This window comes from Sphingobium sp. Ant17 (assembly GCF_000588875.1).
Taxonomy (GTDB): domain Bacteria; phylum Pseudomonadota; class Alphaproteobacteria; order Sphingomonadales; family Sphingomonadaceae; genus Sphingobium.
Genome location: NZ_JEMV01000001.1, coordinates 188078 through 212417, shown reverse-complemented (window position 1 = coordinate 212417; position 24340 = coordinate 188078). Strand labels below are relative to the sequence as shown.

Annotated in this window: 20 protein-coding genes; 14 read left to right on the top strand and 6 right to left on the bottom strand. The window is 57.9% G+C overall.

The window, feature by feature from the left end:
• Nucleotides 1-7 precede the first annotated feature (7 nt).
• The 3 genes from BF95_RS00920 to BF95_RS25970 all read left to right on the top strand — a co-directional run bounded on the left by BF95_RS00920 (nucleotide 8) and on the right by BF95_RS25970 (nucleotide 4629).
• Nucleotides 8-832: a GNAT family N-acetyltransferase gene (locus BF95_RS00920; protein WP_043148687.1), complete on the top strand. Its 825-nt coding sequence runs from the start codon at nucleotides 8-10 to the stop codon at nucleotides 830-832.
• Between the two features lie 72 nt (nucleotides 833-904).
• Nucleotides 905-3358, top strand: a complete 2454-nt coding sequence (gene ligD, locus BF95_RS00915; RefSeq protein ID WP_043148686.1) for a DNA ligase D — start codon at nucleotides 905-907, stop codon at nucleotides 3356-3358.
• Between the two features lie 210 nt (nucleotides 3359-3568).
• Nucleotides 3569-4629 (top strand): IS630 family transposase gene (locus BF95_RS25970; RefSeq protein ID WP_152542509.1). Its coding sequence is split into 2 segments (ribosomal slippage): nucleotides 3569-4076 and nucleotides 4076-4629, totalling 1062 coding nucleotides; the frame shifts between segments, so codons are not numbered across the junction.
• Between the two features lie 183 nt (nucleotides 4630-4812).
• Here the strand turns inward: BF95_RS25970 and BF95_RS00900 are convergent.
• The 4 genes from BF95_RS00900 to BF95_RS00885 form a co-directional block, all read right to left on the bottom strand.
• Complete coding sequence (locus tag BF95_RS00900; protein WP_043148683.1) at nucleotides 4813-6012, bottom strand: IS256 family transposase; 1200 nt, start codon at nucleotides 6010-6012, stop codon at nucleotides 4813-4815.
• Nucleotides 6013-6687: 675 nt separating this feature from the next.
• Complete coding sequence (locus tag BF95_RS25445; protein WP_161774198.1) at nucleotides 6688-8991, bottom strand: GH12 family glycosyl hydrolase domain-containing protein; 2304 nt, start codon at nucleotides 8989-8991, stop codon at nucleotides 6688-6690.
• A gap of 556 nt (nucleotides 8992-9547) precedes the next feature.
• Nucleotides 9548-10864, bottom strand: a complete 1317-nt coding sequence (locus BF95_RS00890) for a hypothetical protein (protein ID WP_043148682.1) — start codon at nucleotides 10862-10864, stop codon at nucleotides 9548-9550.
• Nucleotides 10864-11127, bottom strand: coding sequence for a spike base protein, RCAP_Rcc01079 family (locus tag BF95_RS00885; protein WP_043148681.1), 264 nt, complete (start codon nucleotides 11125-11127; stop codon nucleotides 10864-10866). The genes BF95_RS00890 and BF95_RS00885 overlap by 1 nt, the downstream gene beginning before the upstream one ends.
• A 428-nt stretch (nucleotides 11128-11555) precedes the next feature.
• Between BF95_RS00885 and BF95_RS28585 the strand changes: the two genes are divergently transcribed.
• The 4 genes from BF95_RS28585 (at nucleotide 11556) to BF95_RS00870 (ending at nucleotide 15638) form a co-directional block, all read left to right on the top strand.
• A complete protein-coding gene (locus BF95_RS28585) occupies nucleotides 11556-12269 on the top strand; it encodes a WD40/YVTN/BNR-like repeat-containing protein (RefSeq protein ID WP_235209502.1) in 714 nt (237 codons plus the stop codon).
• The gene (locus BF95_RS00880; protein ID WP_235209501.1) at nucleotides 12181-13725 is read left to right on the top strand and encodes a WD40/YVTN/BNR-like repeat-containing protein; all 1545 of its coding nucleotides are present in this window, start codon (nucleotides 12181-12183) and stop codon (nucleotides 13723-13725) included. The genes BF95_RS28585 and BF95_RS00880 overlap by 89 nt, the downstream gene beginning before the upstream one ends.
• Nucleotides 13726-13777: 52 nt before the next feature.
• Nucleotides 13778-14557 (top strand): sulfite exporter TauE/SafE family protein, encoded by a 780-nt coding sequence (locus BF95_RS00875; RefSeq protein WP_043148678.1) that lies wholly within the window; start codon nucleotides 13778-13780, stop codon nucleotides 14555-14557.
• A 121-nt stretch (nucleotides 14558-14678) separates the two neighbouring features.
• The gene (locus BF95_RS00870) at nucleotides 14679-15638 is read left to right on the top strand and encodes a sulfotransferase (protein WP_043148677.1); all 960 of its coding nucleotides are present in this window, start codon (nucleotides 14679-14681) and stop codon (nucleotides 15636-15638) included.
• On the opposite strand, the gene BF95_RS27820 is transcribed toward BF95_RS00870, so the two are convergent.
• Entirely contained in the window at nucleotides 15629-15859 is a 231-nt protein-coding gene (locus BF95_RS27820; protein WP_161774196.1) for a hypothetical protein, read from the bottom strand. The two genes, BF95_RS00870 and BF95_RS27820, sit on opposite strands and share 10 nt — an antisense overlap.
• 54 nt (nucleotides 15860-15913) lie before the next feature.
• On the opposite strand from BF95_RS27820, the gene BF95_RS00865 reads away from it, so the two are divergent.
• Entirely contained in the window at nucleotides 15914-17026 is a 1113-nt protein-coding gene (locus BF95_RS00865) for an O-antigen ligase family protein (RefSeq protein WP_327195395.1), read from the top strand.
• A gap of 222 nt (nucleotides 17027-17248) precedes the next feature.
• On the opposite strand, the gene BF95_RS00860 is transcribed toward BF95_RS00865, so the two are convergent.
• Nucleotides 17249-18480 (bottom strand): IS3 family transposase gene (locus tag BF95_RS00860; RefSeq protein WP_200866863.1). Its coding sequence is split into 2 segments (ribosomal slippage): nucleotides 17249-18144 and nucleotides 18144-18480, totalling 1233 coding nucleotides; the frame shifts between segments, so codons are not numbered across the junction.
• Nucleotides 18481-18621: 141 nt separating this feature from the next.
• Between BF95_RS00860 and BF95_RS25965 the strand changes: the two genes are divergently transcribed.
• From BF95_RS25965 to BF95_RS00830, 6 genes are all read left to right on the top strand, one after another.
• Entirely contained in the window at nucleotides 18622-19659 is a 1038-nt protein-coding gene (locus BF95_RS25965) for an acyltransferase family protein (protein ID WP_161774192.1), read from the top strand.
• A gap of 269 nt (nucleotides 19660-19928) precedes the next feature.
• On the top strand, nucleotides 19929-20273 hold the full coding sequence (locus tag BF95_RS30895) for an acyltransferase family protein (protein ID WP_161774190.1): 345 nt from the start codon (nucleotides 19929-19931) through the stop codon (nucleotides 20271-20273).
• An 848-nt stretch (nucleotides 20274-21121) separates the two neighbouring features.
• Nucleotides 21122-21298: a hypothetical protein gene (locus tag BF95_RS27815; protein ID WP_161774188.1), complete on the top strand. Its 177-nt coding sequence runs from the start codon at nucleotides 21122-21124 to the stop codon at nucleotides 21296-21298.
• Nucleotides 21299-21556: 258 nt separating this feature from the next.
• Nucleotides 21557-22105, top strand: a complete 549-nt coding sequence (locus tag BF95_RS00840) for a glycosyltransferase family 39 protein (RefSeq protein WP_043148673.1) — start codon at nucleotides 21557-21559, stop codon at nucleotides 22103-22105.
• Nucleotides 22066-23160, top strand: a complete 1095-nt coding sequence (locus BF95_RS00835; RefSeq protein ID WP_043148672.1) for a hypothetical protein — start codon at nucleotides 22066-22068, stop codon at nucleotides 23158-23160. The genes BF95_RS00840 and BF95_RS00835 overlap by 40 nt, the downstream gene beginning before the upstream one ends.
• Before the next feature lie 11 nt (nucleotides 23161-23171).
• The gene (locus tag BF95_RS00830) at nucleotides 23172-24320 is read left to right on the top strand and encodes a glycosyltransferase (RefSeq protein ID WP_081763981.1); all 1149 of its coding nucleotides are present in this window, start codon (nucleotides 23172-23174) and stop codon (nucleotides 24318-24320) included.
• Nucleotides 24321-24340: the final 20 nt, after the last annotated feature.

Below are 24340 nucleotides of genomic sequence, written 5' to 3'. Positions count from 1 at the left end.
GCGGATCATGACCGACGCGACCAAGGATCAGATGCTGCGCGAGATGGCCGCCCATCGTGGTTTCAAGCTGGTTAAGTCCCGCAGGCGCAAAGTCGGTGCGGGTGATTACGGCAAATATGGGGTGACCGATGTGGGTGGGAAACCCTTGCTTGGAGTCAGCGACGAAGGGCTTACCGCTTCGCTGGAGGATATCGAGGCTTTTCTGCGCAAGGGCGCGACAAGCACATGGAAGGCATCGGCCGACGCCATGCCTTCGCGTCCTGCATCGCCACGAAAAGCGAAGGCGACGAACGAAAAGATCGAGTCGACTATCCGACCGCGCGCGAGGCGTTCCGCCGGACACACGCCAACGCCCGCGAAGAAGATTGCGGCCAAGCCCGCGTCCACGCCCGAACCGGCCCCGCTCCGTATCCGCGCCGCGAAGTCAGCGGATGCGGCAGACATGGTGGCACTGCTGCGACAGCTTGATAAGATCACCATCGACGAGAGCGGGGTCGTGGAGAATCTTGAGCGGGTCGCAAAGGCCGGTGGGTGCACGCTTCTGGCTATTTTGGAGGGGGTCATCGGTTGTTGCAGCTGGGCTTTGATCCCGACGCTTCACCATGGTCTGATCGGGCGGATCACGCTGTTGCTAGTGGATGAAGGCCATCGCCGCAAAGGTATCGCGACTGCCATGCTGGATGCTGCGACAAGGGCGATGCGCGAAGCGGCATGCACGCGGATCGAAGCGATGAGCGATATCGCCATCAAAAACGCGCATAATTTCTTCCGGGCTTCGGCGTTCGAGCAGACCAGCTATCGTTTCGTGCGGGCCATCGATGCGGAGGCATGACCCCTTTGTGGTGGTCCCGGAACGAGTTGGCGCATCTGCGGATTGAGAGGGAAAGGGACGGAAGCAACCAGAATGGCGAAGGCGCAGGACAAAAGCCCGAAAGACAGCCTTGACCTTTATAGGGCGAAGCGGGATTTTGCGCGCACGACGGAGCCTACAGGTGCCAAGCTTCCAACTAGCGGCAAAGGCTTTGTCGTGCAGAAACATGCAGCGTCGCGGTTGCATTATGATTTCCGGCTGGAGCTGGACGGTGTGCTGGTCAGTTGGGCCGTCACCCGTGGGCCAAGCGCCAATCCCGACGACAAGCGCCTGGCGGTGCGGACTGAAGATCATCCGCTCGATTACGCCCGGTTCGAGGGCCTGATCCCGAAAGGTGAATATGGCGGCGGCACCGTCATGCTGTGGGACAATGGCATATGGGAACCGATAGAGGGCAAGGATCCACGCAAGACGCTGCCCGAAGGGCATCTCCATTTCATTCTCCATGGCTGCCGGATGCAGGGCGAATGGATTTTGTTCCGGCTCAAGCCGCGCGGGAAGGAGCGGGGCGAAAACTGGATTTTGCGCAAAGTGAATGATAGTTTTGCCGGTGGGTCGGACGATCTAATCAGCCACCATCTCACCAGCATCGACAGTGGCCGCACGATGGAGGAGATCGCCGCTGGGAAACATGTTTCCGAGAGCAAAGCCTCAAATGCGAAGGACAGTGGCCCGCCGCCATTCCAGCCGGTACAGCTGGCGACCCTGGTCGACCATGTGCCTGCAGGTGACCGTTGGCTCCATGAGCTGAAATATGATGGCTATCGCACGCTGCTGGCCATCAGCGGCGACAATGGCAGAGCCTATACGCGATCGGGCCTCGACTGGTCCGATCGCTTTGCCGGGCTGATCGCCGACGCGACAAAGCTGGGCGCCGCGAACGCCCTGATCGACGGTGAAGCGGTGGTGATCCTGCCAGATGGCCGCACTAGCTTCCAGGGCTTACAGGCGGCGCTGAAAGACGATCCCGGCCAAATCGATTATATGGCGTTCGACCTGCTGGCATTGAATGGCGAGGATCTGACCGGGCGGCCCTTGCTTGAACGCAAGGAGATGCTCGCCACGCTGATCGGCGACGGGGTGGGGCATATCCGTTATTCGGATCATATCGTCGGGCGCGGCGAGCAGTTGTTCGAGCGCTTTTGCAGCGCGGGGCTTGAAGGCGTCATCTCCAAGCGGGTCGATGCGCGCTATGCGGGCACGCGATCGGGCAGCTGGGTCAAGACCAAGTGCATTCGGCGTCAGGAGTTCGTGATCGTGGGTTGGTTACCCTCGGACAAGCGGCGCGGGTTCCGCTCGCTGCTGCTGGGCGTGCATGACAAAGGCGCGCTGCGTTTCGCCGGGAAGGTCGGCACCGGCTTTTCTGCGGATGAGATGGAGCGGCTGCTGAAACTGATGGCACCGCTGGCCCAAAAGACACCGACGGTCGAGGCCCCACGCGCGGCGGTGCGCGAGGTACGCTGGATCACACCGAAACTGGTGGTCGAGGTCGCCTTCGCCGAATTTACCGACGAAGGCGTCCTGCGCCATTCAAGCTATCTCGGATTGCGCGAGGACAAGAAGCCGGAAGCCGTCGTGCTGGAAATCGAAGCGCCCGTCTCACGGGTGCCGCAGCCCACCTCGACCAGCGGAGTCAAGATCAGCAATCGCGATCGGGTGATCTTCCCGGAGGGCAAACTCACCAAGGGCGAACTGGCCGATTATTATGAAACGGTCGCGGATATCATGCTGCCCTGGGCAGGCAGTCGGCCAATCAGCCTCGTGCGCTGTCCGCAAGGTCGCGACAAGAAATGCTTTTTCCAGAAACATGATGCGGGCAGTTTCGGCGACGACGTCAAGCAAGTGGGCATACTGGAAAAGGATGGGCATGAGGAACCCTATCTCTTCGTCGATGCGCCTGCGGGGCTGCTGACCTGCGTTCAGATGGGGACGATCGAATTTCATGGCTGGGGTGCCCGGATCGAAGATGTCGAGAAGCCTGATCGACTGGTGTTCGACCTTGATCCCGACGAGGGGCTGGCGTTCAAGGATGTGGCGTCGGCCGCCGTCCACCTTCAGGATGTATTGGCGCAGATGGGGCTGGTCACCTTTCCGATGGTGACGGGCGGCAAGGGGGTGCATGTGATCGCCCCGCTGACGCCGAGCGCGGAGTGGCCGCAGGTCAAGGATTTCGCGCACCGTTTCGCAACCGCCCTGTCGCAGGCCGATCCCGACCGTTTTACGGCCGCGCTTGCCAAGGCGAAGCGGACGGGCAAAATCTTCATCGACTATCTGCGCAACCAGCGCGGTGCCACCGCCGTCATGCCTTACAGCGCGCGATCGCGGCCGTTCGCACCGATCGCGGTGCCGCTCAGCTGGGAAGAACTGCGCACGCTCGACGGCCCAGACCATTGGCATATTGGGGATGCGGGCGAGATGGTGAAACGCGCGGCGTCGAAGGATCTGTCCCATTGGGGCAGGGCCGATCAGATCCTGCCCGATCTGTAGATGGTCCTGCCGTGGATCAAGCGGGGGCGAGGGCGTCGTCGAAGATCCTAGACGTTTGGCAGCGACAAAGGAGAAGCAACTTACATTATTACGACCAGGCGGATCATCTTGGGTGATGAATTAATACCAAGGCTTGTGGGATCTGACTCGTTGGGCCTATCGCAAGAAGCGATAACGTGATTCAACATCGCAAACTGGAGGAGGTTTGCGATGTCTGTTCCGATCAAGCTCCGTGGAGATTTCAGCGCAGGCGATGTTCGTGCCGTTGCGCGGCGCTGCAAGGACGGGGCGCAAGTACGTCGATTATTGGCAATCGCGACGATCCTGGACGGGCACAGCCGCAGCGATGCAGCCCTTGTCGGCGGGGTGACGCGTCAGATCGTGCGGGATTGGGTCGTTCGCTTCAACGCTGAGGGCCCCGACGGGTTGATGACCCGCAAGGCGCCAGGGCCGACAACGATCCTCAATGACAGGCACCGCCGCGCATTGGAGGAGATCATTGATACGGGGCCGACCCCTGCCATCCATGGCGTTGTGCGTTGGCGCATTATTGATTTGGGCCAGTGGCTATGGGACGAGTTCAATATCTCGATCAGCAAGCAGGCGCTGGGGCATGAACTGCGGACCATGGGCTACCGCAAGCTCTCGGCTCGCCCGCGCCATCACGCGCAGGACCTCGCAAATATTGCCATTTTTAAAAAGAGTTCCCCGCCCGTCTGGCGCAAATCCGCAAGACCCTCCCCAAAGGCACGCCCATAGAGCTGTGGTGGCAGGACGAAGCCCGGATCGGCCAGCAGACCAAACTCACCCGGCGCTGGGCCAAACGGGGAACCAGACCAATAGCGCCCCGCGATCTGCGTCGGGCATCGGCCTGGATCTTTGGCGCTATCTGTCCGGCTGAAGGGAAAGGCGCGGGCCTCGTTATGCCCCATTGCAACAGCGAGGCGATGGGCATGCATCTGGCTGAGATCAGCAGCCAGGTGGCGCCGGGGGCCCATGCCGTCCTCATGCTCGATCAGGCCGGGTGGCATATGTCCGGCGCACTGACCATCCCCGCCAATATAACATTGCTGCCGCTGCCGCCCAAATGCCCGGAGTTGAACCCTGTCGAAAATCTATGGCAGTTTATGCGCGATAACTGGCTTTCGAACCGCATCTTTTCGTCCTACGACAATATCGTCGACCATTGCTGCTTTGCCTGGAACTGCCTCATCGATCAGCCCTGGCGCATCATGACAATCGGACTTCGCCAATGGGCGCACAGGTTCTGATCAGAGAGTCTTGGTATAAGCTGGAATGGAAGCTGAGGACCACCGTGTCATATGCGCGCGACGCGGGACTGCGCGCCAAGCCAGCTAAATGGGTGAGTGCGACTTGCCTTTGCTGATCGTGTCCCACAGCGTGGTGTAGGTTCGCTGGGATAGCCACAGCGACCTCCGGCTAAGCCGGATTGATCATGCTGCCATGGCAGGCAACGTGATGATGGGATTATCGCTTAAACCTGAGACGCTCTCAAGTGTCATGTAGCGGCAGCGTTGGACGGCCCATTCGTCGTTCTGTTCCAGAAGGATAGCGCCGACGAGACGGGTAATCGCCTCTTCGTTGGGGAAGATACCGACAACATCGGTGCGCCGCTTGATCTCGCCATTGAGCCGCTCGATCGGATTGTTGCTGTGCAACTTCGTGCGGTGTTGGGCTGGGAAGGTCATGTAGGCCAGCACATCCTCCTCGGCGCTGTCCATCAGRGYAGCGAGTTTTGGCACGGTAGGGCGCAATTGATCGGCGACGCTACGCCATTGGGCCTTTGCGGCCTCTGGAGTTTCCTGGGCGAAAGCGGTGGCGATGAATGCCGACACGACCCGGCGTCCGCTCTTGCCGGCATGGGCCAGCGCATTGCGCATRAAATGAACCCGGCATCGCTGCCAGGTGGCGCTGAACACTTTGGCGACGGARGCTTTTATGCCTTCATGGGAATCKGAGATCACCAGCTTCACGCCGCGCAGACCGCGACGGGCAAGGCTGCGTAGAAASTCGGTCCAGAAGACCTCMGCTTCGGAATGACCGATCGCCATGCCGAGCACTTCGCGCCGGCCATCGCTGTTAACGCCAACGGCAATGATGACCGCGACAGAGACRATGCGACCGGCTCGCCGCACTTTGATGTAGGTCGCGTCCATCCAGAGATAGGGCCAGTCGCCTTCGATCGGACGATCGAGAAAGGCCTTCACCCGCTCGTCGATCTCCACGCACAGTCGGCTGACCTGGCTCTTTGAGATMCCACTCATGCCCATGGCTTTGACCAGATCGTCCACAGAGCGGGTCGAGATCCCCTGGATATAAGCTTCCTGGATGACGGCCGTCAGTGCCTTCTCTGCCATACGGCGGGGCTCCAGAAACCCTGGAAAATATGTTCCCTTGCGCAGCTTGGGGATCCGCAGCTCGACCGTGCCTGCCCGCGTCTCCCAGTCCCGATCCCGATAGCCGTTGCGCTGCGCGAGGCGCTCGGGATCCTTATCGCCATAGGCCGCGCCCGTAAGGTCGCCCACTTCCAGCTCCATCAGCCGCTGCGCGGCAAAGCCGATCATATCGCGTAGAAAATCGCCGTCGGCTGTCTTCCCAACCAGGGCGTGCAGGTCCATCTTGTCATTGGTCATCGGTGGTCTCCGTAAGTTGAGTCTCGCAACCCAAACTTATCCGAAGTTCGCCGGTGACCACCCGCGAAACTGACCGGCCGCTACAGCGCTTGTTCGATGAGCGCGCGTCCGGTCAGCTTCGCTACCCTCAAAACCTACACCACGCGCCGGGACACGACCATATTTATCCCGGGCCTTTTGTAAGCTACCCGGTCCCAGATATTAGCAAGGCGCGTTCCAAAGTGATACATATTTTGTAATTGTCAGACGAAAAAAATCTGGGGTTTGCGCGTTCGGACCGCAAGCCCTGGCTAGCTAAATGCAAGCCACTCAATTGACGTGGTTAATTCCAGAAGTCGTATGTGGCGCCGTAGAGCTGAAGCAAAAGCATGGTGAGGAAAACGGGGGTTTTGCGGCGAGTCGCGGGCCAAGCCGTCTGCAGCCGCTGCCGTTTTTCCACCCCGCGTCTGATTTTTTCAACTGTGATGGCCGACCCTGGCAATCCAGGCGCATGGCAGTGCGAATCAGATTTGGCATCTTGGCCAAGACCGGGCAGCGAACGCTAATGGCGTTTCCACGATCAAGCAGATTGGACTGGTCCGGGGCGCGTCATCGTGCCTTCCGGTGTGCCGCAGGTCCATGATTGCATAGGACCGCCGAGCGCATCGCGCCGGCGGTCCTATGTCACCCCATCAATTACATATAGTCTTGTGTGTGCTGGACGAGTTGCAGCGCGGATTCCAGATGCTGCGGGGTGCCCGGGGTTCGCATGGCACCCGTTGCCGTCACTTCGAAATCGGCCGCAGTCAGCGCCGTGCCCGGGTCGAGTTGTGCGAAGCGGATCGCCGCCCCAGCACCGCTGCCGTCCGCATCATAGTAGATCGAGCCGCTCTTCTGATCGTAGATGATACGATCATCAGCGTCATGTGCAGACGTGCCAAGGTGGAACGCGTCTTGCGACATCATGCCTGATTTCAGCCCCGTGAATACGGAATTGTTCAGCATGATGCTATCCGCCGCCGATGAAAAGCCGACGATCCTGTCGACGTCGCCTCTGGTGATGGCGGTGTCGAACACAAAAGTGTCCGCCCCTGCTCCAGCCTTCAACGTGTCGGAGCCAAGGCCGCCACGGAATATGTTCACGCCAGCCGCCGCCGTAATCACGTCAACCGTGTCCGTGCCATCAAACTCTGTCCGCAGCAGTTGCGCCTTGGCATCGCGGACCAGCGTCTTCACCACGCCATCGGCCCCCGTGCGCGACACCTCAGAACCGGTCAGCTTCCAGTCCGCGCCGTAATGATAGGTTGCGGTCGATCCGTCATCGCGGATCATGGTGCTGTCCTGACTGATGAACTTGTGATCGGCACCATAATGCTGGATCGATACCGTGCCGGACGGCTCGATGACCTTCACATCGGACCCAAGGAACGTCCAACTGTTGCTATAGTGCTGCGTGGTTTCCCGACCGTCCACTCCTACGGAAATGACGTCCGCGCCCAGCAGCTTCCATTGCGCGTCGTAGCGCAGGATTTGCGTGTCGCCATTCGCCTTGATCGACAGATTTTCAGCGCCGATCAGTTTCCAGTGCGCATCATAACGCAGCGTATTCACCGACCCGTTGGCCTGAAGATGATCGGATTCCGCGCCTGAGAATACGCCCTTCGTGGTATAATGCTGCGTCGTCACCCCGCCATTCGGTTCGACCAGGATCTTGTCGAACGACAGAAGCGCATTCTTGTCGGAGTAGAATTTCTGCGTGACGACGTCGGCCGTGACGGATGTCACCACTTTGCCAAGATGCAGCCCGTCTGCGCTCGTCACTTCGGCGGTGCCGTCGCTGTAGAGGGACTCCAGCAGGGATACTTCATGCACCGTCTGGCCAGAACCCGTCACGTCCTTGACGATGATGCTGCCATCGTCGCTCATCGACTGTACCTGAAAGTCGAGATTGTTGATGGTGAGCGAACCAACGCCCGAGACGACCTCGGCACCCAGTTCGATGGAGGCCAGATATTCGCTGTCCTTTACGATCCCGATCGATTCCAGCTTGTCCAAAATAGCGGTCAGATCGATGTCGCCTTCCGGCACATCGCGATCGGCGACGAGCGCGGTGTAGGTTCCCTTGTGATAGATGGTGTAGGTGACGCCCCCTTGCTCATAGGTGCCAACAACCGGCGCTGCGATTTCGAGATCCCCCTTGTGAACCCACAGCATGATTTCATTGGTGATCGTCGAGCGATCGCCGTTGGGCACGCTGGTGAGCCAGATGTCATAGGCGACGTTGAATCCGGCGACGTTGCCGGAGAAATCGACATCATAGTCCATCGTCAGCGAGACGAGGTCGCCGACCTTCACGGGAAACACTGCGGCCTTGTCGGTCGGGTTGCCTTTATAAGCCCCCATTGGCGGCACGCCGAAGGCGACCTCTGGATAGGCGAGGATCGGCGCGCCCTTTTCCGTGGTGTAGGGCATCGACCAGGTGAAGGTCGTGCCACCCGTCACGTCCGCCTTGCTGAACGTAGCGTCGATGTTGAAGTCGACGCCAGGCTTGAGGGATCCGACATTGTAGCTGTTGTTGATGATGTACCAGCCATTATGATTTTGCGCCCGACCATGACCTTCCATATAGCTTTGGTCAGCGGTCAATTCCGCCTTGTCCATCGCAAAGCCGAAATCATAGCTGTTAAGGTCCGACAGCTTGATTCCGCTCAAGACCAGGCTTTCCTGGTTCGAGAAGGTGAAGACGGTGTCGCTACCGACCTGTGTGCCGCGCGCCATCAGATCGGAAAAGCTGCTTAGGCCATAGCCATCCAGCTTCACAACGTCCCGGCCCAGGGTGAAGTTGGTCACCGTGTCCGAACCGTTGCCGGCCGCGACCTTGAAAACGTCTGCGCCCTTACCCCCGAACAGGATGTCATTGCCCTGTCCGCCGTCGATTGTTGCACCGACTTCACCGGCCCAGATGAGATTGTCGAGCGCATTGCCAGTGGCCCCCACCATCCCTTTTCCGGCAAGAATCAGGTTTTCAACATTGTCTGCCAAAGTAATCGTACCAGCAAATTGCGCTGTAACGGTGTCAATTCCTTTGCCCGCCAACTCTATTACTTGGGAGCTGGATTGCCATAAAATATAGGAATCATCGCCATCGCCGCCTGCCAATATATCTTCACCTTTGCCGATGACCTTGTCATTCTTGGCTGTGCCCAGGCGATACGTCGTGCTGTCGTTATTTGGAACCGTAAATTGCGTCTTCCCCGAAACGTTCAGTTTTTGGCCTGTCGCGTTAATATACACGGTGTTTCCTCCGATTGCCCCATGTCGGGCCGTATCGGTGCCGCACAAATTAAGTGTGGCAGGACGTCGTTAAATACGGATTAGGCAAAGGAATCTGGCCGCACAGTGCTTTTTCACAGAACTTATCCCGGTCGCTGTGACTTTCTTACCGCAGTGCAGCAAAGTGCTGAGTGATGGCTTTCGGTTTTGTGCGCCGACTTGATAAAAGCGCCATGATCGAAGTCGCGCCCTGGATGCTGGGGCTAGGCGGTTCGGTGGTTGGTCAGTCGGGTGTCCCGACCACCCGTATTTCGCTCACGGTCCAGGCGCGCGCCTCGGTGGTCGAAGCCTCAAAGGTAATATAGCCAAGCTGACCGGTTGGTACGGCAAAGTCGATTATACTGGTGGTCGGCGTTATCGCATTGAACGACCTCGTCTCGACCAGCGCATCTGTGCCTGAACCGTCTGGCCCTATCGCGATTTTCACGCCGCCTGCATTATAGGCGCCAGCGGTGCTGTAATCGACCTCAAGATGATAGGTGCCCGGCGGCAGCGGTTCATCGCGCACGAACCGCTGGATCGTGCTGGCGATCCCAGTCACCGTCCAGGTGCCGCTGGACACGATGGAATTGGGGGCGGGCGCGCTGGCCCGTGTCCAACCCAGCGGCGTCCCCGCCTCGCTCGGGTGGTTGGCATCGAAACGATCGGTGAACGGCAACCAGCGCGGCACCGCATCAGGCGCGGACGCGTCGAAGCTATAGGTCGCGATACAGGTCTGATCGCCGAATTCGCCGCCGTCAGGGGTGTCGAAACGGGCGCGATACTTCACCCGGCCTGCGTTGACGTCGAAGTTGCTTTCCTGGAAGTTCGTGGCGCCCGAATGGTCGAGCAGCACCTTGGCAATTGTGCCGGTCGCCGGGTTGCGCCACCATATTTCAGCGAACGCCGTCATGTCATAATAGCCAGTCGCGCTGACATCGGTCCATGTCTCCCCCTGGTCCGTCGATGCACGCGTATAGGCGGTACTGAGTTGAAACAGCGCCAATGCGGCGGTCAGCGTATTATATGGGCAAACCATATGGTGCGTCGTGCGGGTGACGCCTTGATCAAAAAACTCGAGCGCGCCAGTAATCTGCGCGACTTCGCCACCAGCCCATTCGATGACGGTGCTATGATCGAGGCGCAGCGACGCCATTATCGCGGCGAGCGTGACGTCCGGCCCGGTCTGCACATAGTCGCCCAGGCCGCCATGATAGGTGCCGCCATACACATTATCGATGTTGATCGCATATTCCTGGCTACCAACCCCGGCATAGACGATTTCCTTATACTCGGTCGCAGGATCGCTTTCGACCGATGGCAGGGTGCGAAAGCCCCGGATGCGCCACCCCCCGAACGGCGCGCCCAGGCTGCTGGCAGGGATTTGATCCCCTAGACTGCTGCCATTGCCGTAGATCAGGTGGAGCGCCACCGCGCCGAGCGTCGCATGCGGTGCCACCGCATAGGCTTCATAGGCGTCGACGGGGACGATGCGAATCGGCAAAGCTGCGACGGCAGAGCGTGTTCCGTCGAGGCTCAGTCCAATGGCAATGCGGGGCATCAGTCGAGCGCCAGCAGGTCGGTCGCGGTCGTGCCGGTGACCTTGATCATGATGGGCCGGAACGGCAGTACGGCACCTGCGGGCAGGTTTTTCCAAACCGCGTCGCTGCCATCTTCGGCCCGTGTCGCCAGATCGCCTGCGCCACCAATATAGATGGCACGCGGCAGAAAGGGCAGTGACTGGGAGTCGCTGGGGGTGATCGCGACCGCCCGTGTGGCGGGCGCGGATATGCCAGAGGCGAAATTGTCGAAGCGGTTTTCCATACACTGTCTCCCAAAAGCAGTAATTAACCGTATTGGCACATTTCCAACATTTCAATTACTTTATTTGGCTAAAATCTGGGCGATCGCGGCGCGAGCAAAAGCTTGATGCAGCGCACAATAAATGTCACCATCGGATCCTGGTTAATGGCTAAGGAATGCAGATGGCGGCTGTGGCGAAATATTCCGCATGGCTTACAGGGCCTGGCTATCGAGATCAGCGTCGGACCGGTTATGTGCCGCGCGGATTGATCCGATGGGGGCTCATTTCGCTGCTGTTGATCGGTATCGCCGCAGCCTTGCTCGCTCTTTCTGGGCCTAATAGCGTGCTGCCGGATACAAGCTCTCCGGCGCCTCTTTCCACCGCGACAGGACCGACGACAGGTGAGACATATCGTTGGCAACCCGTGGCCATTGGTGCCGGCGGATTCATGGTCGGGCTCTCGTCGGACCGCGCAGGCAGCACATTCGTCGCGCGGACGGACGTCCATGGTGCCTATATCTGGCGTCCGGAACTGGACCAGTGGGTGCAGTTGGTCACCGAACCCGCGATGCCGCCCGCCTATCGCACGCCCGCCAGCATGTTCGGCGGAGTCGCCGGGATCGTCGTCGCGCCCTCCGACGGTCAGCGGCTGTATATGGCGGTAAAAGGGACGGTCTTCCGTTCAGAAGATCAGGGCAAAAGCTGGCAGGTGCCGGATACCGGGCCTTTTCCCGTTCGGTTCGGCGCAAAAAAGAAATTCCTTCGATCCGACCCTGTCCTGGCTGTAAGCCCCGACAATCCCGACATCGTCTATTTCGGGACCGCGCATGACGGCGTACTCCGATCAACCGATGGTGGTCGCAACTGGGCCAGGGTGGACGGTCTGCCTGCAACCGCCGGCACGGGGGGGGGGCGCGGATGCAGATGTCCGTCCCGCCTTGATCTGGTTTGCGCCAGCCGAGGGAGGCACAAGGGCCATCTGGATCCTGATCCAGGGCGTCGGCATGTTTGTGTCGGAACAAGAGGCTGGCGGGTTCACGCCTTTGCGCGGGCAAGGTGCGGCGGCGCCCCGCATGCTAAGCAGTGGCGCATTTACATCCGATGGACGCTTTTTCGGCACCGACCCGGATGGCAAGACGATCTGGCGCTATCAGCAGGGTGAATGGACCAATCTGGCCGCTGACGGCGTGATCGATGACGGCAGTTATCAAACTGTGGCAGTGAGTCCGCATAACGACCAGCTACTGGCGTTTGAACATAATGGGTCGGCATTGCGATCGATAGATGGCGGCGCAAGCTGGTCAACGCTGCGGAAGACCGTGCAGGTTGGCGAAAAAGATCCGCCCTGGCTGCGCATTGCGGACCAGAATTTTTTTGCAACGTCGCAGGTGATGTTCGATCCGATCGTAAGGGACCGTCTTTGGGTGACGGCTGGCGTCGGCTTGTTCCGTGCCGATGTTCCGCCCGATGCGCGTTCCATCGACTGGGTCAGCCGAAGCCGGGGCATAGAAGAACTCGTCGCCAATGACGTGGTGCAGTCGCCTGGCCGCGCGCCGCTATTTGCCGCCTGGGATTTTGGCATTCATGTCAAAGCCGACCTGGATGTGTTTTCAAGTGGCTTTGGGCCGAAGGAGCAGATGATCATAGCGGCCCAGCAGCTTGCACTGACGCCCGCCGATCCGAATTTCGTTGCCACCAACGCGTCGGACACCAGCGGGTGCTGCCCAAAAGCCGCCGTGCTGGCGGGGTATAGCGAGGATGCCGGACGCACCTGGCAGCGTTTTGGCAGCCTGCCGCATCCTCCGGGCACGAAAAAGGACGACCCCTGGCGCATGGCCTGGGGCATGATCGCCGTGTCGTCTGGCAATCCAGACAATATCATCTGGGCACCTTCGCTCAACCGCGCGCCATTTTACACGCGTGATCGCGGTCGCAATTGGACGCTTATCCACTTTCCGGGCGAAAAGCCGCCATTCACAGGGTCTCATGTCAAGAAGCACCTGCAGCGGAAAGTCCTGGTCGCCGACCCAGTCAAAGATGGCACCTTCTATCTGGTCCATAGCGGCAATCCCGACAACAGGCAGTTGATGGGCCTGTGGCGAACGCAGGATGGAGGAAGCAGTTGGACGCGGCTGTTCCAGGGTGAAATTGCCCCCAAAAGCGAAAATGCCGCAAAGTTGCGCGCGATGCCTGGCCGCTCGGGCGACCTGTTCTTTACCTCGGCGGTCGAAGGCACCCATGATTCGCGGTTACGGCGAAGTACCGATGGTGGCGTGACGTGGCAGATCATCCCCGGGGTCGATCAGGTCAGCGACGTCACGTTCGGGAAGGCTGCGTCCGGCAATACCGTGCCGACAATTTACCTCGCAGGGTTCGTGCATGGCAAATATGGCATCTGGCGTTCGGTCGATAACGCGCAAAGCTGGTCCCGGCTCGCCGTTTTCCCGATCGGGCGGCTCGACCGCGTGGTCGTACTCGGTGCCGATCCCGACATTTTCGGACGGTTATATATCGGTTGGCAGGGGTCGGGTTGGACCTATGGCGCGCCAGCCGCTTGCCAGGCTCGACCGGTTCGTCCATTCGACATAGCGCAATGCTACAAGGTCGATCGGCCCTGATCCGTGCTTGCGCACGGAGCGGACGGCAAGCAGAACGGTAAAGGGGCGATCGATGGAGTGGCTTAATGTCGTCGCCGGGCTGTTGGTCGGCATCATTGTAGGCATTACGGGCGTTGGCGGCGGATCCCTGATGTCGCCGCTGCTCATTCTGCTTTTCGGCGTCGCTCCGGCGACGGCGATCGGCACGGATCTTTGGTTCGCGGCCATCACGAAAAGCGTTGGTGGCTATATTCACCACCGCCATGCCAGCGTCGATCTGGGGGTTGTGCGCCTTCTGGCCATAGGCAGCATACCTGCCGCGATCCTGGTCGGGCTTTGGCTCGGCTATTCCGAAGGCGGACGTTTCACTTCGCAAACCCTGGCCACCGCGCTTGGCAGCGTCCTCGTGCTGACCGCCGTGACCACCCTGTTCCGCGCGCAGATCGCCAAGCATGTGCGAACCTTGGCAATACGCTCCAATCCGCGCTTCTTGGCGTTCAAGACGATTGCGACAGTGTTTGCTGGCGCAATACTCGGCACGATGGTGACGCTGACTTCGGTGGGCGCAGGCGCGCTGGGCGCGACGATATTGATGATCCTCTATCCCCGCCGGCTTTCGCTGCGGCGACTGGTCGGGACCGACATCGCCCATGCCGTCCCGATTGCCTTTGTTGGCGGCATCGTTCACGCGGTAGTCGGAACCGTCGATCTCGAACTGCTGGCGATGCTCCTTCTCGGCTCGCTGCCTGGCATCATCATCGGGTCGAAAGTGGCCGCCTTGATGAATGAAAAGATCGTTCAGACGATCCTGGCCGTCGTGCTGCTGATCGCCGGAATGAAATTGCTGCTGTGAATGCCAACTCGACGGCAAAAGGTTGACAAGTTCGGCCACAATTTGTGCACTGCGGAAGATTACTTTACCTCAGCTAGTGTAGGCGGTAACAGGCTTTTACCCATGAGGAGCGACCAGACCAGTGGCAGCGCGAAAATATCTCGATCTCAAATGTTTGAATCCTGGCTTCGTTCTGCGCCGGTTGGCGCGACTATCCACATTTGACGCCAATGAATTCAATCTTGCCGTCGCGCCAGAGGTGCTTGCGCAATTGCGCACAGTGTCGCTCTCGGCCCAGAGTGACTTTTCTGGTCGGGAACTGCTCTTCGTTTTCGGCCTGATGCCACGCAGCGGCACCAACTTTCTGTTCGAGATGCTGCTGCGCATTCCAGGCGTCGAACGCACACGCATCGCTTTCGATGAGCTGCCCATCCTGGTCCGTCCGCAGGCATTCGAACATGTCAGCACGATGATCCGCGCCTATCATCCGCCCAGCGCGGACGCCTTTGCACCCCTGAGCTGGTTGGCATTTTCTGCGGCTGGGCTGCGCAATCACCTGCTCAACCTGGCACCGGATGGATCGTTGACGCTCATCAAGGAGCCGCATCCCAATAATCTGAGCCTGTTTCCCTCGATATTCCCGAAGGATCGGGCGTTGGTCATCTTGCGCGACGGGCGTTATGTCGTCGACAGTTTCGCCCGCAGCTTCGCGCGCAGCCGTTTGAGCCGCAGCTTTACGGAGATTTGCGAGGAATATCGTGCATCGGCGGAAACCGTCGCGGACTTTCTGGAGAGCGACCACGCCAATGTGAAGGTCGTGCGATATGAGCAGGCCAACCGGGAACGTGCGGCGACGATCGAGGATATTTTCAACTGGCTCGATCGCCCGATAGACAGGACCGCGCTCGCCGCGCTGGAGGCGCTTCCCATCTATGGTTCCTCCGTGAAATCGGTTGCCAATAGCGGCGCAGTCGACTGGACGCCGGTACAAGCCGATGCCTCTTTCGATCCGTCCAGTCGCAAACTGGGATGGAGTGCCGGCCAGACCCGGACATTTGACCGCATCGCCGGCGCCGTCAATCGCAAACTAGGTTATGAATAACCATGGCCAAGCAGTTGGCATTGACTGATTTGTCGGCTGGGCGGGGTGCGAATATGCCCGGTCGCGGTCAGCTTGAGCGGGGTCCGGTCGGCGCGGGCGGTCGCCTTGGTCGTGCGGACAGGCGGAAATTGTGGCTTCCCTATGTTGCCGCCGGCGTTTTCCTCGGCCTCATCATCTTCGGCTTCCTCCTGTTCACTTATCCGGTCGGCGCGCAGGGGCAAGGACGGGGCAGCCCGCTCTACCAGATTGCGCTTCTATCATCCTTCGCATTGACGGTGCTGGCGCTACGGCCTTGGGTCGATTTCAGGCGTCTGTTCGTACTGCCGCTTGGGCTGGTGCTGGCGCTTGGCTGGTGTTGGCTCAGCGTCAATTGGGCGATTTCTCCTGCCGATTCCATTCGACGGGTGGCGCAGGCGACGTTGGTCCCACTGAGCACCTTCTATATCGTCAAAAGCCTTGGCTATGAGCGGTTCATGACCATGCTTCGCTGGTCATTGGTCGGCGCATTGTCGTTATGCTATCTCGCGGTCTTTCTCATTCCCGAAATCGGTATTCAGCATGCGGTCGTTCTGACCGACGCAGGAAATGAAGGAACCTGGCGCGGGATCATGCAGGATAAGAATACGGCCGGATCGCTTTGCGCTGTCACCATCATCATTCTCCTTTTCGACGCAGGCACGCTTAAGCGCGCCCTGCGCGCCATTCTTATCGTGGCGACGGCTATCTTCCTGTTCAAATCCGGGTCCAAAACCGCCATGGGGATCGTGTTGCTCACGGCACCAATTGGCGCGATGGTGAAGATCTATAATCCGAAATACCGGATTTATCTGCTCCCGCTGGCGGCGGTGGCGGCGATCGCCATCATGCTCGGTCATGATTTGGTCACAGCGCCGTTCCGCAATGCTATCTATGAACCGCTATCGTTTACCGGTCGCGGCATGATATGGGCCGGGCTGTGGGGCTATATTCAGGACCATTGGGTATTGGGCTCGGGCTTTGGGTCGTTCTGGTCGATCCAATCCGTCAGCCCGATCACGCAATATTCGGAATATGAATGGGTACGCAAAGCCGTGTTCGTCGGGCATAGCGGCTATCTCGACCTGTGGGCGACGATAGGATTGCCGGGCCTCATTCTCGCAGTGCTTGCGATTATCGTATGGCCGCTCATCAAGGTCATGATTTCGAAGGATCTTTCACGAAGACGTGCAGCCTTGGTCGTCGGCCTGATTATCTTCTGCGCGGGCGACAATCTGACGGAATCAACCATCTTAAGCGGCGACGCCTTCCTGAATGTCGTCTTGATGTTTGCGCTGGCCATGTTGCACGTGAAGACGTCCGTGGTGCCACCAATCGTTGACAGGCGTCGGCATATCGGTGCTGCATCGTAACAACTGCCCGATAGAGGTCGAATTAATCTAAGCAGACGTAGCAATTAACTTATTTGATAGTCGCTGGTGCTAAAACGCCAAAGTTGCGAGGCATGTTTTTTCACACCAACCACCTAGTGGCTAAGCCAAACCACGAAAGTCTCGGAGCGACGTCAAAAATGCCCATCAATTTAGAAGGCTCTAAAGTGACACAGGCAGAAAGGTTTAATCTGTTGTTGCCCCCTAAAGGCCGGACAGTTCCTCACGGGTTGAACGTTCGATAAACTCTCTTGGCGATCTGTAGCCGAGAGCGCGATGCGGATGCACGCGATTATAGTGGTCGAGCCATTTTGGCAGCTGGTCGATGACGGCCTGTGCGTTGGGTCGCGGGCTGACGCGGGCGTAGTCTCGTTTGAGGGTCCGGACGAAAGCCTCGGCCATTCCGTTGCTCTGCGGACTTTCGACCGGCGTGGTGCGTGGTGCCAGGCCGATGTCGCGCGCGAAGCGCCTTGTATCTTGGGCAGTGTAGCAGCTGCCGTTATCAGTCAGCCATTCGATGGTGTGGGGCAGCTTATTCACCTGGCCGAAGCGATGCTCGACGGTGGCAACCATGAGGTCGCGCACGTCCTCGGCGGTGATGCCGCCGGTAGTGGCTACATATCCCATCGCCTCCCGGTCGCAGCAGTCGAGGGCGAAGGCGACGCGAACCTTCTCGCCATTGTCGCAGCCGATCTCGAGGCCGTCCGAACACCAGCGTGTATTGCGGGTGACGACGGCGATCTTGCCGTCATGCCGGCGTTCCTCGCGGCGTCCGGCGTGGCGCTGGAGCAGTAAGCCATGCAGCTTCATGACGCGGTAGACGCGCTTTGGATTGGGCGCTGCGCGTCCGTTTTTTTCCGCCTCGCGGCGCAGCAGGGCATGCACGCGCCGATAGCCATAGGTTGGCAGGTCGGCGATCAGCCTGCGGATATCGGCGGCGAGTTCGGCGTCGGGCAAGGGCGGACGCCCGCGACGCCGTCGTTCTGCTGGTCGTTGCATTGCGGAGAGATGCGGTCGTGACATGCCGACGGCATTTGCAACCGCGCTCACCGTCCACCCTCGGGCCACGAGGTCGAGCGCAACAGCTGTTTTTTTGGGCCTGCGGCCCGGGAGACAGCCTCGCGCAGCAGTTCGTTCTCCATCGTCTTCTTGCCGAGCAGGCGCTGCAGTTCGCGGACTTGCGCCTCAAGCGCGCGGTAGTCGGATGCGGCCACAACTTCCTCGCCGGCCGCAGCGGCTGTGAGTGCGCCCTGAGTCATCAGCCGTCGCCAGGTGAATAGCTGGTTGCCCGCGATGCCATGGCGGCGGGCGACCAGCGACACCGAGTTCCCCGGCAAATAGGTCTCCTCAACGATGCGAATCTTCTCCTCGGGCGTCCAGCGCCGACGGCGCTGCACCGAGGTAATGACCTCTACGTGGTCATATGTTCCAGTCATACGGTCAGGCATATGCATCACACTTCCATAAGTGTGAGGGTCTGTCAGGCGATATTGGGGGCTACTTCATAATCATGTTGCAGCGCGGCTTAAATGGTGCAAGGTAGCCCTCTCCGTCAACATATAATAATGAGTTCACCCGTGCGACACCATGCAAAGCGACGCTTGTCAGGTATTCAGGTTGGTCGGGGTATTGCAGCGCTCGCGGTTGTCCTCACCCATTCGATTGTTCATCCCTATCCAGGGATATTTCAAGCGGCACATCTTTTTGGACTTTATGGCGTTACGCTTTTTTTTGTGATTAGCGGTTATATCATGGTAATATCTACCGGCGACAAAACATTTCGACCGGGAATTTTTATCAGAAATAGACTTCGGCGTATTGTGCCATTATATTGGGCAGTCATTTTTATTACGGCGCTATTGTCATTAATATTGCCGACAATATTTAGAACAACAGAATTTTCGCTCCCTCTCATTATAAAGTCAATGCTATTTATCCCTTATTACTCCCCAGGGGATGGCACCATTACTCCGTTTGTCAAGTTGGGCTGGACGCTTAATTTTGAGATGTTCTTCTATGTTTGTTTCGCGGTGACATATGCACTTACTGGATCAGCACGTGCTATTCTCTTAAGTGTGTTTTTTATAAGCCTTGTTTTGCTCGGCCTTTTTATCAATTCTGACAATGTTTATTTCAAATTTTACACTCGAATTGATATTTTGGGTTTTGTGGCAGGCGTGTGGCTTGCAGTAATGGCGGGCAAGACTCAATCATTGGCCAAAAGTCATCTTGTTATAATGGGATTAATAAGTTTGGCCATTGGTGTCGGGCTTCTGGTTCTCAATAGTTTGATTCCGAAATCTTCATGGACGCAGGTCGGGCTTATTGCCGTATGTGCAATGCAAGTAGCATTTCTTGCTGAATCACCACGTTTTGGTTGGTCGATCCCGCGCTTTTTCGAGGTCGCGGGTGATGCAAGCTATTCAGTCTATTTATTTCACATGTTCGGCGTCGGGATCGGTACAATTGCACTGTTCAAGATATTTCCAGGTCTGCCGGTGTTAGGAATTGCGCTGTCTGTTATTTTAGGCACCGCTGTTGGCATAATGGTTTATCACCTTTTAGAAGCTCCAATGGACAAGTGGGTTCGGCGGGTCACTTCGAATGGCCGGTAGATATGGGATTAGCGCATTTAAATAGATTGTCGATTAAGTGACACTATCGGCCAGCGCCTCGATGTCCGCAAAATAGAGTCAGCTTTTCAGTAAATCCCGGCTGTTAACCCGCTCAAGCCGAGTCATGAGCGGTTCCTGACAGAATCAGGATTTCTTCAAGCGATGTTGAAAAGTCTAAATCTGTAAAAATGTATTGTCCAATGATGTTGCAGTGCGATCTAAATAGTGCAAGATAGCTTGCATTATCCCAAATTATAGCGAGTGCGCCCGTGCAAACTGATCCAAAACGACGTTTGTCAGGTATTCAGGCTGGTCGGGGTATTGCAGCGCTTGCGGTTGTTCTCACCCATTCCATCGACCATCCCTTTCCAAGAGTATTTGAGCAAGCGCATTTTTTTTGCGCGCTATGGCGTTTACACTTTTTTTTCGTCATTAGTGGCTATATCATGGTAGTATCGACAGGAGACGGCGCATTCCAGCCGGGCATCTTTGTTAGAAACAGAATTCGCCGCGTCGTGCCATTATACTGGGCTGCCATCTTCATAACAGCATCGCTCGCATTGACTTTGCCACAAATATTTAGGCGACAGAGTTTTCTTTGCCGTATGTTATAAAGTCGTTATTATTTATTCCGGCGTATTCTCCTGGAGATGGGTCAATCCGTCCTTTCGTTAAATTGGGATGGACGCTTAATTTTGAAATGTTCTTCTATCTATGTTTTGCATCTATGTATGCGCTTACAGCTACTGCTCGGGCTGTGGCTCTCAGCGTTTTTTTTTTTAAGTTTGATAGCACTTGGATATTTGGTTGATTCTGAAAATGTTATTTTTAAATTCTATACGCGTATTGATACGTTAGCTTTTGTTGCAGGTGTATGGCTTGCAATATTGTCTCGAAGAGGTCGATCTTTCACAAAAGGTCGTTTTCATTATAATAGGCCTAACGAGTCTAGTTATCGGGCTGGGGCTCTTGGTGCCCTATGGCTCGATTCGAGACTATCCATGGACGCAGGTATGCGTTATTATCATGTGTGCTATGCAAGTCTCTTTTCTTGCTGAAGCGCCACGTTTCGGTTGGTCCGTGCCGCGATTGCTTGAAATTATGGGCAATGGTAGCTATTCGATTTACCTGTTCCATATGTTTGGGGTTGGAATTGGGACAATTATTTTGTTCAAGGTCTTTTCGCAACTTCCGGTGCTGGGGATAGTGATCTCAGCCGGTTTAGGTATCGCTATTGGATTAATTGTTTACCATTTCTTGGAAGCGCCCATGGATAAGTGGTTTCGGCGAGTCACGGCAGATTCCCTATTCTCAAATCGGTCAATTCGACCCTCTGAGTCGGTAGACCGGCTGTAAGTTTATTTACACAGTTTTTAATTCCAACAGTCACGAGGATTAAAAAGGGCAGATAGATCCGCGAAATTGCGCTTCGGAAGATGGATAATATGGTGGCTAGGTATGATTGGAGGCGACCCGCTTCTTGCCATCGCTGCCACCATTCTCGGTGTTGGTCGGCGCGGTGATCATTTCCGCAGCCGTCGGCTTGGCTACGCACGAACTGGTCGAGGTTCCGCTTCTCAACCTGTTTCACCCCAAGCGGACTCCGATGGCTGCGATGTCGTCGTCCGATAAGGACTGATCGACGAACCGCACGGCGAGAGACTGGCGCGAAGCGCTACCGAAAGGACATATTAAAATCCGGTGCACAAGACTTGCTGCGCCGCAACAATGCAGGCATAAGGCGGTGTGCATTTGTTTGGCTACATTGGTCCGGGCGAATATCCATCAGGTCAAATTATCGGATGAATAGGCTGTGCATAACTTCGGTGATTTGGTGAATAGGCAGGACGGTGCTGCGGGACCAAATCCTGGCAACCGCATGATGACGTCTCGGCAGATGTGGTTGCTGGTCGCGATCATCACTGTCGCGGGCGCTATTTTCCGCTTCCTGGGCCTCGATTGGCAGTCTTTGTGGCTTGATGAAGCCTCTTCGCTTCGCAACGCGCATGCCTTTGGCAGAGAGGGTATTCAGGGGCTCGCTCATGTAGATCAGATCGCGCCCTTTCATTCCGTCGTGTTGTGGCTGTCCACCAGCCTTGGCGGGGATACCGAGTTCGCGATTCGTTTGCCCTCCGTCATTGCCGGCATCCTTTCCATCCCGCTCACCTTCATCGTTGCAAAGCGTATGTTCGGTTCCCGCAGTGCAGCACTGGTCAGTGCCGCGCTCGTCGCGCTGTCGCCCTTTGCGATCTGGTTTTCGCAGGAGGGGCGCATGTACGCGCTGCTTCTGCTCGCAGGCCTCGCTTATATCGCGCTGGTTTGGCCCATCGTCGAGCGGCCGCTCAAGATGTCCGAACTGGTGCTGCTTACCTTATGCACACGCTTGGCCTTGGCATGCACCATTATATGGCGCTGCTCATGCTGTCGTTCGGGCTGTTCCTGCTGATTAAGGACCGCACGATCACCAAACGCGCATGGGCCTGGGGCTTGACCCAGATTGTCGCGTCTCTGATCTTTTCCTATTGGATGCTGCTTACGATCCACACGCTGGAAAATCCGGCGGGCAATGCCAAGCCGGGTTTCCTCTTTTGGGTTCCCTACGCCTATTATTCGTTCGTGGCTGGTTTCTCGTTCGGGCCGTCAACCCAGGAACTGGCATCGGCCGGCAGAAATCTCGTCAACATTGTGCTTACCCACGCAATCCCGGTCCTGTTATTGGCAGTGGCGACGATGACTCTGATCGCCTTCGGTGTTGCGAAGGCGTTGCGTTCGCGGGACAAATCCGCCGCGCTCTGGCTGTTGATTTGGCTCGTGGGACCGGTGCTTCTGTCGGTAATCGCCACCTTCATATCCAACGTGCAGTTCAACGTGCGGTACGTCATCATATCGTTTCCTCCGCTCATGATCCTGCTCGCCCTTGGCATCGCCACGCTACCCTGGTCCAGCCTTCGACGCAGTAGGCCTGATGCACAGGCTTCGCTGGACCCGGTCAAGCCCGGAACGGCAAGTTTGGCCGGGATGGCGGCGACGGTCGTGCTGACGGCCTGTCTCTCGATCGCGACGATTAACCTGTACACCGTGCCGGGCTATGCGAAGACGGACTCGCGCGCGCTGGCGCGCTTCCTTCGCACCATGCCGCCCAATGCCCTGCTTGCCACGGACAATAACCGGGTCATCAAAATGTTGAAACATTATGGTGGGCCGCTGCCTGAGCTTAAGTTGCAAGTCGACTACAGGACCGAGGATATGTCGCCCGAACGCGTAGTGGCCAATATGCGCCGCTTGCCCGCAAATGCCGGCGATGAAATCTGGCTGATCGAATATCGGTCGTGGGAAGCTGACCCCAATCATCTTCTCCGCGCAGAACTCGACCGGGATTCAAAGCCATTGGCCGTTCACACCTGGCCTGGCGTCACCGTGCGCCGCTATCGTCCCACATGGATAGGCGGATCGGCGTGGCGCGAAGCCCGCCCGTCTCTCGTCCCTGTCAATCAATCCTGAAGGAGCGGCCGATGCCCGAAGCGACTGCCCAGTTGAACGCCGTTCCCCTCATGTCGCCAAGTGTCGGCAGAGGGGCCGAACTTGCTGTTGTCGTCCCCACCTTCAACGAACGCGACAATGTCCGCGCCATTACACAGGCGCTGGAAACCGCGCTGGAAGGCATCCGGTTCGAGATCGTTTTCGTTGATGACGATTCGGGGGACGGCACGCGGGACGTCATGGCGGAACTCGCCGAAGCGAAGAACAATATTCGCGTGATCCACAGGATCGGACGCCGGGGCCTGTCGACGGCCGTTACCGAGGGCATGTTGAGCACGACCGCGCCCTATATCGCCGTGATCGATGCCGACCTGCAACATGATGAGACCGCGCTGCGGCCGATGCTCGAACTGTTGCGCGCCGATGAAGCCGATCTGGTCGTCGGCTCACGCTACACTGAAGGCGGCGGTGTCGGCAGTTGGGATGCCAGCCGCGTCCGCGTCAGCTCGACGGCTACCAAATTGGCGAGGCTCATCACCTCGACCGACATTACCGACCCCATGAGCGGTTTCTTCGCCATCACGCGTCAGGCATTCAACAATTCGGTCCGCGAACTTTCGGGGCAGGGGTATAAAATCCTGCTCGACATCGTCGCTTCGGCCCCAGCGCCCATGCGCATTCGCGAAGTGCCCTATCAGTTCCGAAATCGTCAGGCTGGCGAGAGCAAACTGGATGCCCTGATCATCTGGGAATATCTGCTCCTGCTGGTCGATAAGTTGGTGGGGCATATCGTCCCGGCGCGGTTCCTGTCGTTCATGTTCATCGGCGGCCTGGGCGTCTTCGTCCATATGGCGGTTCTAAGCACCTTGGTGGCTGTACAATACCCGCCCTTTCTCTGGGCGCAGGCCACCGCGACGGGCATCGCGATGATCTTCAATTTCTTCGTCAACAACACGCTGACCTATCGCGACCGACGCCTGAAGGGTTTCGTCCCACTCGCGCGCGGGCTGCTGGTCTTCATGATTGTCTGCTCGGTGGGCGCGGTGGCGAATGTCGGTATCGCCGGCTATCTGTTCAGCGCTTTCCACTATGGCTGGCTGACCGCAGGTCTCTCCGGCATCGCCGTGGGCGTGGTGTGGAATTATGCCGCAACGTCCGTATTCACCTGGAAAGCGCGCTAGGCGCCTTGGACCAGCCCGGG